We start from the raw sequence: 15,084 nt of genomic DNA on the forward strand, positions 1-15,084 counted from the left end.
GTAACGGAAAGGTCTTTGCTGGAGGCAAAAGTCCCTGCAGTAAAGCGTAGAACCTCATGCGTTTATGCAGATCTGAAAAAACTCAGTTCGGAAATGAACTTAAGAATAGCATAAATGCAGGCAGATATACAGTGGACTACCTGCAATGTGGGAATCTGCCGTATCCGGCATGGAAAATGCGCATAACTGCGCACCTAAGTTACAGGTGTATCCGCCGATATTTAGTCTGACGCCTAAAGCGTCCGGAAGCACGTGACTTCAGTCATGTGAGGATAGAGTTTTTAATTCACGTGGAGGAAATATTAAATGGTTACAGTCATTGGATTAATTGTTGGTATTATAAAAAAAGTCCCCAGGGTTATAAGCCCTGGGGATGATTGTTTTATATGATGTTTTATTCTCCGAAATATCTCTTAAGCAGACCAGCGAATGCTTTGCCGTGTCTCGCCTCATCACGAGCCATTTCATGAACTGTGTCATGGATTGCGTCGAGGTTAGCAGCTTTAGCACGTTTAGCCAGGTCGAATTTACCAGCAGTAGCACCGTTCTCAGCTTCTACACGCATCTCAAGGTTTTTCTTTGTGCTGTCAGTAACGACTTCACCGAGAAGTTCTGCGAATTTAGCAGCATGCTCAGCTTCTTCGTAAGCAGCTTTCTCCCAGTAGAGACCGATTTCCGGATAGCCTTCTCTGTGGGCAACTCTTGCCATTGCCAGATACATACCAACTTCAGAGCACTCACCCTGGAAGTTAGCTCTCAGGTCTTCAAGAATGTCTTCGCTCACACCCTGAGCAACACCAACAACGTGTTCAGCAGCCCATGTCATCTCGCCCTTCTGCTCTGTGAATTTGGAAGCAGGAGCCTTACACTGCGGACAGACTTCCGGAGCAGCGTCACCTTCGTAAACATATCCACATACATTACATACCCATTTTGCCATAATTTTGATCTCCTTTTCTTAATTAAGTTAGTTCTGTTTAATAATAGTAATAATTCTCAATAACTGTAGTTTCAATCTATCACATTGAATGCTCGAAGTCAAGCAAATGTCTGAAAATACATTATTTGTTCATACATTTCGGGCAAGTTCCGAAAAATCGTATATCGCATGCTGTGATCTTGCCGGAAAAGTTTCGACCGGCTTTCTCTATCAGATCGTCCATACCCTCTGTTTCCAGATCCAGGACATCTCCACAAGTTGTACACATGAAGTGACAGTGTGGTTCAACACAACCATCGAAATGATCTGCACTGCCGAAGTTGGACAGTTTCTGGATCTCACCGATCGCAGATAACAGAGAAAGGTTACGATATACGGTTCCCAGACTGATGTTGGGGTAGATTTTTTTCATATTTTCATAAACAACATCTGCGGTAGGGTGATCCTTACGGGTCATGAGAAATTCTTTGATCGATTCTCGCTGACGACTGTATTTCAATGTAGCCATATATCGCGTTTCCTTTCTGTAAATCAGTTCCTTAAATTATTCTCCGAAGTATCTTTTCAGTAATCCAGCGAATGCTTTGCCGTGTCTAGCTTCATCGCGAGCCATCTCATGTACTGTGTCATGGATCGCATCAAGGTTAGCAGCTTTGGCACGTTTAGCCAGGTCGAATTTACCAGCAGTAGCACCGTTCTCAGCTTCTACACGCATCTCAAGGTTTTTCTTTGTGCTGTCAGTAACGACTTCACCGAGAAGTTCTGCGAATTTAGCAGCGTGCTCAGCTTCTTCGTAAGCTGCTTTCTCCCAGTAAAGACCGATTTCCGGATAGCCTTCTCTGTGGGCAACTCTTGCCATTGCGAGATACATACCAACCTCAGAGCACTCACCCTGGAAGTTCGCTCTCAGGTCTTCGAGAATATCTTCGCTCACGCCCTGAGCAACACCAACAACATGTTCAGCAGCCCATGTCATCTCGCCTTTCTGCTCTGTGAATTTGGAAGCAGGAGCTTTACACTGCGGACATACCTCCGGAGCAGCATCGCCTTCATAAACATATCCACATACATTACATACCCATTTTGCCATAATCTTGATCTCCTTTTCTGATTAAGTTTGTTTTATTTAATAATAGTAATCGTTATTGTTTTCTTGTTGTGACTATACTGTACCATAATGGTATAGATTTGTCAACAAGGAAAATATATTTTTTTCAGACGGATTTTCTGATACAATAGAAAAGCGAAAAAAATAAGAAAGTCTTAATATTTTACCCCATAGATATTAATTCTTAAGCAGTATAGTAAAAACATGAAAACACAGGAGGCAGGGGAAATGGCAGAGATACTGGTATGTGATGACGACAAGGACATCGTGGAGGCAATAGAAATTTATCTGGCACAGGAGGGGCATCACATTCTCAAAGCATACGATGGTGAACAGGCGATCCGGGTTTTGCAGAATAATCCGGTGGATCTTCTGATCATCGACGTGATGATGCCGAAGCTGGACGGAATCCGGGCAACATTGAAGATCCGCGAAAAAAACGCTCTTCCTATCATAATTTTATCTGCAAAATCAGAGGATACAGACAAGATCCTCGGACTGAATGTCGGCGCAGATGATTATGTGACGAAACCTTTTAACCCATTGGAACTGATGGCGAGGGTAAAATCCCAGCTTCGCAGATATACGCAGCTGGGTGCAATGACAGAAAAGAGAGGAAATGTTTACGAGACGGGCGGACTGATGATCGATGATGACCGTAAGGAAGTTACTGTCGATGGAGAAGCAGTCAAACTGACACCGATCGAGTACAGGATCCTTCTTTTTCTGGTCAAAAATCAGGGAAGAGTTTTTTCCATCAATCAGATCTATGAGAGTATCTGGGAAGAGGAAGCGATCGCGGCAGATAATACGGTAGCGGTTCACATCCGACATATCAGAGAAAAAATTGAGATCAATCCAAAGGAGCCGCGCTACCTCAAAGTTGTGTGGGGACTTGGGTATAAAGTGGAAAAGATCTGATTTTCTGAATGGACCTGTGGAAAACTCCTGTGTTTATAGCAGAGTCATTTAGCAGAAAGGAAATGGGATATAAATGAAGACAAGATGGTACAGAAAAAGCGGTGTAAAAGGGCTTCTGGTGCTGCTGACAATAGTTTTTGTGACGGTAGCCTGCGCGGGAGCCGGGGCATCCGTGCTTATCATGAGCAAAGGCGTTCAGCCATTGGACAGCAAAAATTATGTGGATTCCCAGAGCTTCCAGGATAATATGTACAGCCTTTCACATACGATCATTAATGCGATCAATGAGAGAGAAATCCTGGATCAGGCAGACGACGGAGAACTGGTTGACCTTGCGGAGCTGAATAAGGGAAAGACGCTGACGCACAAAAACACATCCGGACTTGCCTACAAGGCAGGGAATCTGTATGACTGGGCGAAGAAATCATCCTGGGATCAAAGTGCAAATGTTCTGATCTGCCGTCAGCCGGATGGCAGCGACTACTATATGTACTACAATGATTTTGCAGATAAGATTACTACTGGTGAACTGAAATTTGTTTTTGGCAGTGATGAAGACGGATGGACAGAGAATGCAAAGGATATACTGGCCATACTCTCCGGCAAAGAGTATACGTACTATGGTGACGCCAATGATAACATAGGAATCCGTAATGATGGTGTGGAATATGTTACCGACGCGGACGGGAATGTTGTTTATACAGATGTGTATAATTATGAATCCAGTGGAAATAACGATGCCCCGCTGAAAGAAGCGTACAAACCGGATGGAGCGGACAGTATCCTTGATGTTGTAAACAACAGTGAAGAATGGAAAGGAAATATCAGCAAGGCATATGAGTATTTATACACGGCTCTGGTTGAATACAGTGATGCTTCTTATGGTGAAAAAGTCCTGAAAACTTATGCAACAGGTGTAACAAATGTTAACTACATGTACGTAGACACAAAATCCGATAAAGTGTACACCAATATAAAAGGCATCACATCAGCAAATTATGCAAAAAAACTGGATGAACTGACTTCCAGTGGTGATCCGCTTATGCTGATCGCTCCGGATCTGCAGGACTGTGCCCTAGGATTTTCCAATATCGCAGACTGGACAGTATCTTACTGGCAGAGCATGATCGAGAATACAGGACTTGGTGAGGAAAATTATCTCTATTTCGTTTCTGTAGATAAAGATTTTCCGGTATTAGACAGGATCAAGCAGGAAAAACTTGTCTATGAGAAGTTTGAACCATGGCTGGTGCCGATCATGGTAATTTCTGTAGTGTCACTGGTTCTGGCACTTGCAGGACTTGTGATCCTGACGATCGGGGCCGGACGAAACAATGAAGATGAGAAAGTGCATCTGAATTTCCTGGACAGATGGTATACCGAGATTGTGGCAGGGATGATATTTATGATCTGGCTGCTGGGCACTTCGGTGATCGTCCAGACAATGGATTTTGAAGACATACGAATGGTCTGGAAAGTGACGGGATTCAGCATCCTGGGAATCTGGTGTGGCGGATGGTTCCTGACCGGCTGGCTGAGTCTGGTTCGCAGGATCAAGGCAAGATCTCTCTGGAGAGACAGCCTGCTCCGACACGTTCTGATATTGGTAAGAAAGTGTTTTTCTAAATGTAATGATCTGGTTGTCTTTCTCGGTGGCAATATGATCAGCAGGGTCAAAATAATTTTGTTATTTGGCATCTTTGTATTTTTGCAGTTTATGTTTTATGTAATGACGGTTAATGGTGGTTCAGCATTTGCTTTTCTTCTGCTGATTGTAATGGACTGTGCAGTTCTTTATTATCTTGTAAAAAAAGCCTGGGGAAGAGAGCAGATCATCGCTGGTCTGAAGAAGATCACTGACGGAGAACTCCAATACAAGATTCCAACAGAAAAACTTTCCGGTGAACAGGAACAGGTGGCAGATTATATCAACCATATTGGAGAGGGACTGGATGCAGCTGTAGAAAACAGCCTCAAGAACGAGCGCATGAAAACAGAGCTGATCACGAATGTCTCCCATGATATCAAGACACCGCTTACTTCGATCATCAATTATGTGGATCTTCTCAAGCGCGAGAATCCGGAAGACCCCAAGATCAGAGGTTATCTGGAAGTTTTGGAAAACAAGGCACAGCGGCTCAAAGTATTGACTGAAGATGTCGTAGAAGCCTCCAAAGCAAGCACCGGAAATATCACACTGGAAATGACGGACCTGAATTTCGTTGAACTGGTACATCAGGTGATTGGAGAATTTGAAGAGAAATTCGAAGAAAGAAATCTGACGATGGTAGTTCATTTCGATGAGGAAGAAGCAATCATCTGTGCAGATGGCCGCAGACTCTGGCGAGTTCTCGAGAATGTTTTTGGAAACGCATCAAAATATGCGATGGAAAACACAAGAGTTTACGTCGATGTAAAAGTTGACCGGCCAAACGTGCAGCTTTCCCTCAAAAACATCTCCGCACAGCCTTTGAACATCTCCGCAGACGAACTCACCGAACGTTTCATCCGCGGCGACGTCTCCCGAAACACCGAAGGCAGCGGACTTGGCCTGTCAATCGCCAAAGACCTCGTCCGGCTCCAGGGTGGAGAATTTAAGTTGTATCTTGATGGGGATCTGTTTAAGGTGACGATTGAATTTAAAATGAAATAATAACAAAAGACCTTGTTCTGAATGATATCAGAAGGAGGTCTTTTTTGCTGAATCCTAAACCTGTATCCGATCCGCAACTTCATTTCCAACTGCCAGGCGGCGGTTATTGCTTCCGATGATCAGCCAGTCGCGACATTTCTGGATGACCTGGATGGTGCTGCCTTCTTTGATATCCATCTTTCGCATAGTTTCAAGAATTTCCGGAACGCCGAACATCCATTTAATAGTACAGGTATCGCCTGCATTTGTCTGTGATAAAGCCTGCATAAAAATACCTCCTTTGAGGAAAAATAGAAATAGTTAGTGTCAGATAATTTGCTTTTTATTTATTGAATTTATTATACAACTAAGAATATATGTTCGTCAATTGGAACATTAGGTAGTCCCTGCTCATATTGGATAGGAGATGCTGACAGAAGACAGTGTGTGCTAAATATGCAGGATTATGCATAGTTATAACACCGAAATTCGCGGTTTACAAACATAGGTAAATATGCTACTATTTTTAAAGGAGCGGAAACATGAATTTCCGCAAAATATAAGCAAACTCAACGAACAAGAGAGTACATTTGCTGACCACATTACAGAGAATTCCCCGGAGGAAATTTCAGATTTCCGTGGCTGAGAGGGAAGTGCAGGTGCAGATGGAAGATGGCTTGGGAGAGGTGCAGTCGAGATGAGTATCGATGTTAATGAGAGGATTCCTGACATACAGAAAGCAATTTCTTAAAGGAAATAAGATTTAGTGCTATTCAGACTGCAACAGGACCGCCTGTTATAGCGGAAGGGTATCAGGACAATAGCAGATTATCAGACTATTACAGTATTGGTCGGATTATCCGTATGGAATCGTACCCAACAAGGTTTCTGACCGCGAGGCAGGAACGAACAGAAGTGGTAACACGGGCAGGACTCGTCTTCTCTATGAGAAGGGGTCTTTTTTTATTATAATCCAGGAGGAACAATAAAATGGACAAGCAGAAGTATTATATTACAACCGCGATCGCCTATACATCCGGTAAACCGCATATCGGCAACACCTATGAGATCGTACTGGCAGACGCGATCGCACGTTACAAGAGACAGGAAGGATACGATGTATTTTTCCAGACAGGAACTGACGAGCATGGTCAGAAGATCGAGCTCAAAGCAGAAGAAGCAGGAATCACACCAAAGGAATTCGTAGACAACGTATCCGGTGAGATCAAGAGAATCTGGGATCTGATGAACACATCCTATGACAAATTCATCCGTACCACAGACGCTGACCACGAGAAACAGGTTCAGAAGATCTTCAAGAAAATGTATGCAAAAGGAGATATCTACAAGGGACATTACGAAGGAATGTACTGTACACCTTGTGAATCCTTCTTTACAGAATCACAGCTCGTAGACGGCAAATGCCCGGACTGCGGACGCCCATGCGTTCCGGCAAAAGAAGAAGCATACTTCTTCAAAATGAGCAAATATGCAGACCGTCTGATTGACTACATCAACACACATCCGGATTTCATTCAGCCGGAATCACGTAAAAACGAGATGATGAACAACTTCCTTCTTCCGGGACTTCAGGATCTCTGCGTATCCCGAACATCCTTCAAATGGGGAATCCCGGTAGACTTCGATCCGAAGCACGTTGTTTATGTATGGCTGGATGCCCTGACAAACTATATCACAGGAATCGGTTATGACTGCGACGGCGAAAGCTCTGAACAGTTCAACAAACTGTGGCCGGCAGATCTTCATCTGATCGGTAAAGACATCATCCGTTTCCATACTATTTACTGGCCGATCTTCCTGATGTCACTTGACCTGCCGCTTCCGAAACAGGTATTCGGACATCCGTGGCTGCTCCAGGGCGATGGCAAGATGAGTAAATCCAAAGGAAACGTAATCTATGCAGATGAACTCGTAGATTTCTTCGGCGTAGATGCTGTCCGTTATTTCGTACTTCACGAAATGCCATTCGAGAACGATGGTGTCATCACATGGGAACTGATGGTAGAGAGACTGAACTCCGAGCTTGCAAATACTCTCGGAAACCTTGTAAACCGTACCATCTCCATGTCCAACAAATACTTCGGCGGCGTAGTAGAAAACAAAGGTGTTGCTGAACCGGTTGACGAAGACCTCAAAGCATTTGCGCTGGCTGTTCCGGGCAAGGTTGCTGAGAAGATGGACAAACTGCGTGTTGCAGATGCAATGACAGAGGTATTCACTCTGTTCAAACGTCTGAACAAATACATCGACGAGACTATGCCATGGGCTCTTGCAAAAGACGAAGCAAAGAAAGATCGTCTTGCAACCGTTCTCTACAACCTGGTTGAAGGAATCACCATGGGAGCAACTCTTCTGGAATCCTTCATGCCGGAGACAACAGAGCGCATCCTCGCGCAGTTAAATGCAGAAAAACGTACTCTTGAAGACTTGAAGACATTCGGACTCTATCCGTCAGGAAACAAAGTAACCGAAAAACCGGAGATCCTGTTTGCACGTCTTGACCTCAAAGAAGTACTTGCAAAAGTAGAAGAACTTCATCCGAAGAAAGAAGAGCCGGTTGAGGAGAAAAAAGAAGAAAATGTGATCGACATCGAAGCAAAACCAGAGATCACATTTGACGATTTTGGAAAACTTCAGTTCCAGGTTGGTGAGATCATCGCCTGCGAAGAAGTAAAGAAATCCCGTAAACTTCTCTGCTCTCAGGTTAAGATCGGAAGCCAGGTACGCCAGATCGTATCCGGAATCAAATCTCACTACAGCGCAGAAGAAATGGTAGGAAAGAAAGTTATGGTCGTTACCAACCTGAAACCTGCCAAACTTGCAGGAATCTTAAGCGAAGGTATGATCCTTTGTGCAGAAGATGCAGACGGAAACCTGTCCCTGATGGTACCGGAGAAAGAAATGCCGGCAGGAGCAGAAATCTGCTAAAGACTGTTAAGCTATAAAAAATTTATTCAGGAAGTTCAGGACAGAGGGCAGAAATTCTGCCGAAACTGTTTATGATGAACTTCCTGAATTTATATTTAAAAGGAGACAGGACTTTTTATGGAAAAGGGTTTTACACATTTTGACCAGAATGGAAATGCGGTGATGGTTGACGTTTCCGGGAAACAGGTCACATACAGGACTGCCCTGGCGACAGGATATATTTCCGTGGGACCGGAGATCATGGAAGCAGTAACAGCAGGAAATGTCAAAAAAGGAGATGTCCTCGGCGTAGCCAGAGTTGCAGGGATCATGGGAGTCAAAAAAACTTCCGAGCTGATTCCAATGTGTCATCCGCTGCCGATACAGAAATGTTCCATTGATTACGAACTGGATCAGCAAAAAAATCGGATCCACGTTTTCTGTACTGTAAAGACAGAGGGTAAAACCGGCGTGGAAATGGAAGCACTGACAGGTGTCCAGGTGACACTTCTGACCATTTATGACATGTGCAAGGCAATCGACAAGCACATGGTCATGTCAGAGATCCATCTGATCGAAAAAACAGGCGGAAAAAGCGGAGATTTCCGTTTTGAGAACAGATAAAAGAAAATGGAGGAAATATGAAACGAGTAGCGATCATCACATCAAGTGATACAGGATATCGTGGCGAAAGAGAAGACTTAAGCGGACCTGCGATCAAAGAAATCGTAGAACGTGAGGGATATGAAGTTGTATCCATGGACATCCTTCCGGATGATCAGGTTATGCTTGCCGGAAAAATGCAGGAAATTGCAGACAAAGAGATGGCAGAACTGATCCTGACAACAGGCGGAACAGGATTTTCAGAGAGGGATGTTACACCGGAGGCAACCGAAGAAGTTATTGAGCGCAGAGTACCGGGAATCCCGGAGGCAATGCGTGCATACAGCATGACGATCACAAAAAGAGCAATGCTGAGCCGTGCAACTGCCGGAATCCGAGGAAAGACACTGATCATCAATCTTCCGGGAAGTCCGAAAGCGGTTAAGGAAAGTCTGGAATACATCATCGATGCACTGGGACATGGAATCGAGATCCTGACAGGAGAAGCAGGAAACTGTGCACGCAAATAAAAAGGGGTAAATAGAAACAGGAGGTTTTTTTATTATGGGTAGAGTAATCGCAGTATGTATCAGCAAGGAAAAAGGAACACAGAAGTATCGTATACCGGAAGGTGAATTCATAGAAGAATGGGGAATCAAGGATGACGCACATGCGGGCAAATGGCACCGTCAGGTCAGTCTTCTTTCCTATGACAAGATCCAGGAATTCCGCGCGAAAGGTGCCGAGATCGAAGATGGAGCTTTTGGAGAAAACCTGGTAGTCGAAGGCTTTGACTTTGCCAAACTTCCGGTGGGAACGAAATTTCGATGCAACGATGTAGTTCTTGAGATGACGCAGATCGGCAAGAAATGCCATCACGGCTGCGCGATCTTCCAGAAGATGGGCGACTGCATCATGCCGAGAGAGGGCGTTTTTACGAGAGTTCTTCATGGAGGCGTGATCCATGAAGGAGATGAATTGGTGATAATCGAGGAGAATGAATAATTGGAAACACATATGATTTTTGAAACACATGCTCATTATGATGACGAAGCTTTTGAGGCAGACAGGGAGGAACTTCTGGATTCCATGCAGGAAAACGGAATTGACAAAATCGTCAATGCCTGTGCTTCGCTTGAAAGTCTGAAGGACACAGAAGCTCTTATGGAAAAATATCCGTTTGTTTATGGTGCATTTGGAATCCATCCGGATGATGCGGATAAGATGACAGAGGAGACTCTTGAGGAGATCCGGAAGCTTTGTAAACTGCCGAAAGCAGTAGCGGTCGGTGAGATCGGGCTGGATTATTACTGGCACAAGGAAGAACATGAGCATGAGATTCAGAAAAAGATGTTCCGTGCACAGATGGAGATCGCAAGGGAGGCACAGATGCCGTTTATGATCCACAGCAGGGAAGCTGCGAAGGACACTCTGGACATAGTGAAGGATTGCATGAAGGGTGGAATGCACGGCGGTATCATTCATTGTTTTTCTTATGCGAAGGAGATGGCGCGGGAGTATCTGGATATGGGACTTTATCTGGGAATTGGCGGTGTGGTCACGTTTAAGAATGCGAAGAAACTTAAGGAAGTTGTGGAGTATGCACCGCTTGATCAGATCGTTTTGGAAACGGACAGTCCGTATCTGAGCCCGGAACCGAATCGCGGAAAGCGGAATGATTCCAGGAATCTGGTGTATGTGGCGAGAGAGATCGCACGGATCAAAGGTGTGACAGAAGATGAGGTTATTGCGGTGACGGAAGGGAATGCGGAGAGGCTGTTGTTGCGATAAGGTCCAATGCCGTACTATAGTTGACTGAGTTATCCAACTATAGTACGGCATTTACGTTATCGCATGTTGGAGGTGAGAAAAAACAAAGAATATGGGACGGAGGAGCTGCGCTGTCCTGTCTTTGGATAAATAAGTCTTTAGTAGTCTTCGTCGTAGTAGCTGTCGTCGTATGAATCATCGTATGAATCATCATAGGACGAGTCATCGTATGACGAATCCTCAGAATCCTCGGAGGAGTCCCCGGAACTGTCGCTGCCGTCGGAATTTCCCTGCTGTGCAAGGTATTCGTCGGCGCTGGTGGACCAGATGTCGTCTACGATGTCTCCGTCTGAGTTGATCATGTTGAGTTCATAATCGAAGGATACATCGAGAAGGTCTGTTCTGGTGGATGGTTCTACATTCATGGACATGATCTCTTTAAATTTGGCCTGGAGGTTTGCCAGGGTGAATTCGTCTCCGATGATGTCTTTCACACCGTGCTGAGAAGCGAGTTCTTCGGTGTAGTCTTCGAGCATATATGGATTAAACACGCCTTCATCTTTGTTATAATGCATGACCATTGGTTTGACAGTCGGATCGAGGATATCGATCGTTGTTTCACCGTTCTTGACAGTTTTCTGGATGGTGAAGCTTGCCATTCCTTCCAGAAGCCCGGTAAGGGTCTGCTGAGTGGAAACGAAGTTTCCAAGGGAGTAGAAGATCAGCATATTGTGTCCCTGATCGTCAGACATCCGTCCATAAGGCTGCAGGATATGTGGATGACCGCCGACTACGACATCAACACCCTGCTGCATCAGGAAGGTGGCCCATTCTTTCTCATATTCCGTAGGCATCGGTTCTTCTTCCTTGCCCCAGTGAGCGACAAAGATCAGCACGTCGCTGGAGGCTTTGGCTTTCTGGATCATGGTGGAGACTTTATTCTTGTCGAAGAGATCAATCATGTATTCATTTCCTTCGCCGACCCCGCCGTTGTTGGTTCCGTATGTATAATCCAGAAAAGAAATCGTAATCCCGTTTACTTCCAGTGTCTTGACTGTATCAGCATCTTCCTGTGTCGGGTGGATTCCAAGGACAGGAACATCCGGATATTTGCTGCTCCAGAAATTAAAGGTTTCCTGAAGAAAATCAATTCCATAATCATCGATATGGTTTGTTGCGGATTCTACCACATCGAATCCTGCATTCATCAGTGCATCACCGACTTCCGTAGGAGTTGCAAAAGACGGGTAAGAGCTGACAGCATCATGTTCTGTAGTAAAAACAGTCTCCTGGTCGACCATTGCCACATCAGCAGCCTGGATCTCATCACGTACTTTGTCATAAATCTGATCATAATTCCAGGTTCCGGAATCATTTTCGCCGGATTCGATCAGACTTCCGTGATAAAGATTGTCGCCGACAGCGATCACACTTGCTGTGGAAACTTCCGGTTCTTCAGCAGCTTTCTTTGCCGCTTCTGCTTCCTTCTGGGCGACTTTGGCAGCTTCTTCTTTGGGTTTCTCGATAAGGTTGTAGTCAAGCTGACGTAACCCTGCAACGAGAAGCAGCAGTAAAATAACGGAGCAGATCAGACCAATACGGGAATTCATCTGTTCCCTGAGATTCAGTGGTATATTCTTATTTTTTTTCATAAATTTATTTCCTTTCATTTCCCCATTATAGCAAATTAAACTCAGCAAAAAAAGATGTTGTTAAAAAAATTGCTTTGTGTTTCAAATTACTTTACGCTATAATAAAGAAACAGACAGGGAAGGGGTATGCTGATGAATTCATACGAAACTGTAAATGATGTTCTGGTAAAACTGTTCAACGAGATCATGGATGTGGAAGAGCGTGCGCTGCTCACCTCAGAATATAAGGATATTTCCGTAAACGACATGCATGTGATCGAAGCGATCGGAATCCGGGAACCGAAGAATATGTCCACGGTGGCACGTGCGGTATCTGTGACGGTGGGAACTTTGACGATCGCGATCAATCACCTGGTCAAGAAGGGATATGTAGAGCGCAGCCGAAGCGAGGAGGACCGCAGGGTTGTACTGGTATCTCTTTCTGAAAAGGGGGAGAAAGCATATTTCCATCATCGGATGTTCCACGAGAAGATGGTCATGGAAGTGCTTGATGGCATGGACAAAGAAGAGACAGAGGTGCTGACAAGGGCATTGACGAAACTCCAGAAGTTTTTCCGGACTTATGGAAATGACAAATAAAAGAAATACAGAAAGCAGACATATCATCAGAACGATGGACATGCCTGCTTTTTTTTGCACAGCGAGGAGGTAGCATTATGAAGAACTGTCGGCAGCAGGCTGCATATATTTTGCAAGAACAGGAAACTGCACCGGGCCGATCTCCAGGACCTGGCGGTGGAATTCTCTGAGGTCAAAAGAATCTCCAAGTTTTTTCTGCTGAGAGGTCTTAAGGTCGAGAAAATTCAGATAGCCGAGATAGTATTTGAGATAGTTTCCGGGAGTTTCCACGATATACTGGTAAATCTCTGCGATTACTTTTTCATCCTGGATACCGAAAGCATTCAGGAACTTTGCGGCGGCAGCCTGATTCCAGCCCTGATAGTGGATACCGGTATCAAGCAGAGAATAAATACAGAGGTTGATACTGCGGTTTTTCCACATCAGGGTGGTGATATCAGCAGCAGCCTTGTCGGAGAGAAGGGAAGCGGCATACTGATATCCGTAGGATTCGACATAAGTCGCCCAGCCTTCAACATAGCCGCCCGAGGTGATCAGATATCGGATGTCGTCCGGCTGTGTCTTTCCGAAAAAAACAGTCTGGTACAGATGCCCCGGAAATCCTTCGTGGGATAGCGTTGTAAAAAGCTCCAGATTGGACCGGCTGCCTGCACGGTTGATGTAGATCACATTCGGCCTGCCCGTATCCAGTGGCGGTGTGAGATAAAATGCAGGACTCAGAAAATCCTCCATGGATTCGTGAACATAGCGGATCTCATAATCGGTGGTATCGAGAGCAGGAAAATCCTTCTGCATCTGCTGGTTCAGATACTGAAGGGCAGACGCCGGTTCAAAATCTTTTATTTCTGCACCATTCGTGAGTTTTCGAAGGAGTGATGGCTGCTCTTTGAGCATCTGCTGGACCGTGTGCATATCTTCTGCAAGCTGAGAAGTAAGTCGCTGCTGGATCTTTTCGACGGAGAGATAAGAACCAGTCTGAGACTGCAGAAGATAACGGTAATATTCCTTCCCTCCTTTGAAATGACTGAGCCCACGGCTGGAAGTTCCGGTATTTTTTAATTCATTCAGCCCTGTCATCAGTTCCTGATAAGCAGGAATCACACTGGTAAGCAGGATCTCTTTGTGGCGTTCATTCAGCTTTGCCTGTTCTTTTTCAGAAAAACGGCCGTAATCTTTGAGTTTCCGGGCAAAAACATCCAGCATATAGTTGTTCTGTGGATCTTTGATAAAGGTACTGCACTGTTCCAGAATACGGTTTAAAGTTGCATTGCTCATGAAATATCCTGCATCAGATCTGCGGCGTTCATAGGCGAGAATACTCTGAAAATATGGCTTTACCGAGGTGAGAAGGTTCAGATAGTCCGCAATATCCTGATCGTCATAAAAGGCATATTCTGCCAGCAGAACAGGAAGCTGTGCCTGGATGCCAAGACTTGGGCTTAACGGTTCGTCGAGAAGCGTATAATCTCTGGCAGAAAGCTGTGTCTGATAGTAAAGGAGCAGCATATCCCGCGTGATCTGATTTTGACGGGTCAGACCGGAAGGAGTGAAATCTTTCAGCTTCCGGAGATACTGCTCATATTTCTGATATGTAGCACTGGTGTCATCGGAGATCGTTCCGAGGGTGGGAGAAGGTCTGGAAATATATTTTTTTTCGGGATAAGCAAGGGAATAATGGAGTGTCAGCATGCTTCCGGATACTTCTTCCTGAAAGATTTTTCGGGTGAGGGAGCGGAAAGCTTTGTCCTTAGATATTACACTTCCGGACAGCCATCCAATAAAAAGCCCGATAACCAGTGTGAGAGACAAAAGAAGTGCGATAACGATCGGAGAACGGGGTCTGCGAAGAGAAGGTTTCATAGATTCCTCTCAAAAGAAAGGTTTTTACTATCTTATTGGAAAAAACGGGATTGTATGCTAAACTTGGTTTCAGGAGTTAAGAAAGCGAGGT

General features: G+C 44.8%; 14 protein-coding genes. 8 read left to right on the forward strand and 6 right to left on the reverse strand.

The genetic code is table 11. From position 1 onward, the window contains the following. Positions 1 to 394 precede the first annotated feature (394 nt). The 3 genes from DXC01_RS17200 to DXC01_RS17210 all read right to left on the reverse strand — a co-directional run bounded on the left by DXC01_RS17200 (position 395) and on the right by DXC01_RS17210 (position 2,030). Positions 395 to 940, reverse strand: coding sequence for an NADH peroxidase (locus DXC01_RS17200; RefSeq protein ID WP_118252316.1), 546 nt, complete (start codon positions 938 to 940; stop codon positions 395 to 397). Between the two features lie 121 nt (positions 941 to 1,061). Next, entirely contained in the window at positions 1,062 to 1,448 is a 387-nt protein-coding gene (locus DXC01_RS17205) for a Fur family transcriptional regulator (RefSeq protein WP_118699452.1), read from the reverse strand. Between the two features lie 36 nt (positions 1,449 to 1,484). Next, on the reverse strand, positions 1,485 to 2,030 hold the full coding sequence (locus DXC01_RS17210) for an NADH peroxidase (protein WP_118252316.1): 546 nt from the start codon (positions 2,028 to 2,030) through the stop codon (positions 1,485 to 1,487). Between the two features lie 246 nt (positions 2,031 to 2,276). Between DXC01_RS17210 and DXC01_RS17215 the strand changes: the two genes are divergently transcribed. Further along, positions 2,277 to 2,969, forward strand: coding sequence for a response regulator transcription factor (locus tag DXC01_RS17215; RefSeq protein ID WP_118699453.1), 693 nt, complete (start codon positions 2,277 to 2,279; stop codon positions 2,967 to 2,969). 73 nt (positions 2,970 to 3,042) lie between these two features. Beyond that, entirely contained in the window at positions 3,043 to 5,622 is a 2,580-nt protein-coding gene (locus DXC01_RS17220; RefSeq protein WP_118699454.1) for a sensor histidine kinase, read from the forward strand. A gap of 54 nt (positions 5,623 to 5,676) precedes the next feature. On the opposite strand, the gene DXC01_RS17225 is transcribed toward DXC01_RS17220, so the two are convergent. Beyond that, on the reverse strand, positions 5,677 to 5,889 hold the full coding sequence (locus DXC01_RS17225; protein ID WP_117593672.1) for a FeoA family protein: 213 nt from the start codon (positions 5,887 to 5,889) through the stop codon (positions 5,677 to 5,679). 702 nt (positions 5,890 to 6,591) lie between these two features. On the opposite strand from DXC01_RS17225, the gene metG reads away from it, so the two are divergent. The 5 genes from metG (at position 6,592) to DXC01_RS17250 (ending at position 10,923) form a co-directional block, all read left to right on the forward strand. Further along, on the forward strand, positions 6,592 to 8,550 hold the full coding sequence (gene metG / locus DXC01_RS17230; RefSeq protein WP_118252314.1) for a methionine--tRNA ligase: 1,959 nt from the start codon (positions 6,592 to 6,594) through the stop codon (positions 8,548 to 8,550). 117 nt (positions 8,551 to 8,667) lie between these two features. After that, on the forward strand, positions 8,668 to 9,153 hold the full coding sequence (gene moaC, locus DXC01_RS17235; protein ID WP_022215087.1) for a cyclic pyranopterin monophosphate synthase MoaC: 486 nt from the start codon (positions 8,668 to 8,670) through the stop codon (positions 9,151 to 9,153). A 17-nt stretch (positions 9,154 to 9,170) separates the two neighbouring features. Continuing rightward, complete coding sequence (locus DXC01_RS17240) at positions 9,171 to 9,662, forward strand: MogA/MoaB family molybdenum cofactor biosynthesis protein (RefSeq protein ID WP_022215086.1); 492 nt, start codon at positions 9,171 to 9,173, stop codon at positions 9,660 to 9,662. Between the two features lie 34 nt (positions 9,663 to 9,696). Continuing rightward, positions 9,697 to 10,137 (forward strand): MOSC domain-containing protein, encoded by a 441-nt coding sequence (locus DXC01_RS17245; RefSeq protein ID WP_022215085.1) that lies wholly within the window; start codon positions 9,697 to 9,699, stop codon positions 10,135 to 10,137. Between the two features lie 12 nt (positions 10,138 to 10,149). Continuing rightward, complete coding sequence (locus DXC01_RS17250) at positions 10,150 to 10,923, forward strand: TatD family hydrolase (protein WP_118699462.1); 774 nt, start codon at positions 10,150 to 10,152, stop codon at positions 10,921 to 10,923. A gap of 137 nt (positions 10,924 to 11,060) precedes the next feature. On the opposite strand, the gene DXC01_RS17255 is transcribed toward DXC01_RS17250, so the two are convergent. After that, on the reverse strand, positions 11,061 to 12,554 hold the full coding sequence (locus tag DXC01_RS17255) for a CapA family protein (RefSeq protein WP_118252313.1): 1,494 nt from the start codon (positions 12,552 to 12,554) through the stop codon (positions 11,061 to 11,063). A 132-nt stretch (positions 12,555 to 12,686) separates the two neighbouring features. On the opposite strand from DXC01_RS17255, the gene DXC01_RS17260 reads away from it, so the two are divergent. After that, on the forward strand, positions 12,687 to 13,133 hold the full coding sequence (locus DXC01_RS17260) for a MarR family winged helix-turn-helix transcriptional regulator (RefSeq protein WP_118252362.1): 447 nt from the start codon (positions 12,687 to 12,689) through the stop codon (positions 13,131 to 13,133). 75 nt (positions 13,134 to 13,208) lie between these two features. Here DXC01_RS17260 and DXC01_RS17265 read toward each other — a convergent pair whose 3' ends face one another. After that, positions 13,209 to 14,993, reverse strand: coding sequence for a DUF885 domain-containing protein (locus DXC01_RS17265; protein ID WP_118699455.1), 1,785 nt, complete (start codon positions 14,991 to 14,993; stop codon positions 13,209 to 13,211). Positions 14,994 to 15,084 lie beyond the last annotated feature (91 nt).

Source organism: Blautia sp. OM07-19, assembly GCF_003481595.1.
GTDB classification, from domain to species: domain Bacteria; phylum Bacillota; class Clostridia; order Lachnospirales; family Lachnospiraceae; genus Blautia_A; species Blautia_A intestinihominis.

Coding starts and splice junctions, on each gene's coding strand:
- DXC01_RS17200 (WP_118252316.1), bottom strand. CDS start 940: ATGGCAAAATGGGTATGTAATGTATGTGGATATGTTTACGAAGGTGAC.
- DXC01_RS17205 (WP_118699452.1), bottom strand. CDS start 1,448: ATGGCTACATTGAAATACAGTCGTCAGCGAGAATCGATCAAAGAATTT.
- DXC01_RS17210 (WP_118252316.1), bottom strand. CDS start 2,030: ATGGCAAAATGGGTATGTAATGTATGTGGATATGTTTATGAAGGCGAT.
- DXC01_RS17215 (WP_118699453.1), top strand. CDS start 2,277: ATGGCAGAGATACTGGTATGTGATGACGACAAGGACATCGTGGAGGCA.
- DXC01_RS17220 (WP_118699454.1), top strand. CDS start 3,043: ATGAAGACAAGATGGTACAGAAAAAGCGGTGTAAAAGGGCTTCTGGTG.
- DXC01_RS17225 (WP_117593672.1), bottom strand. CDS start 5,889: ATGCAGGCTTTATCACAGACAAATGCAGGCGATACCTGTACTATTAAA.
- metG (WP_118252314.1), top strand. CDS start 6,592: ATGGACAAGCAGAAGTATTATATTACAACCGCGATCGCCTATACATCC.
- moaC (WP_022215087.1), top strand. CDS start 8,668: ATGGAAAAGGGTTTTACACATTTTGACCAGAATGGAAATGCGGTGATG.
- DXC01_RS17240 (WP_022215086.1), top strand. CDS start 9,171: ATGAAACGAGTAGCGATCATCACATCAAGTGATACAGGATATCGTGGC.
- DXC01_RS17245 (WP_022215085.1), top strand. CDS start 9,697: ATGGGTAGAGTAATCGCAGTATGTATCAGCAAGGAAAAAGGAACACAG.
- DXC01_RS17250 (WP_118699462.1), top strand. CDS start 10,150: ATGATTTTTGAAACACATGCTCATTATGATGACGAAGCTTTTGAGGCA.
- DXC01_RS17255 (WP_118252313.1), bottom strand. CDS start 12,554: ATGAAAAAAAATAAGAATATACCACTGAATCTCAGGGAACAGATGAAT.
- DXC01_RS17260 (WP_118252362.1), top strand. CDS start 12,687: ATGAATTCATACGAAACTGTAAATGATGTTCTGGTAAAACTGTTCAAC.
- DXC01_RS17265 (WP_118699455.1), bottom strand. CDS start 14,993: ATGAAACCTTCTCTTCGCAGACCCCGTTCTCCGATCGTTATCGCACTT.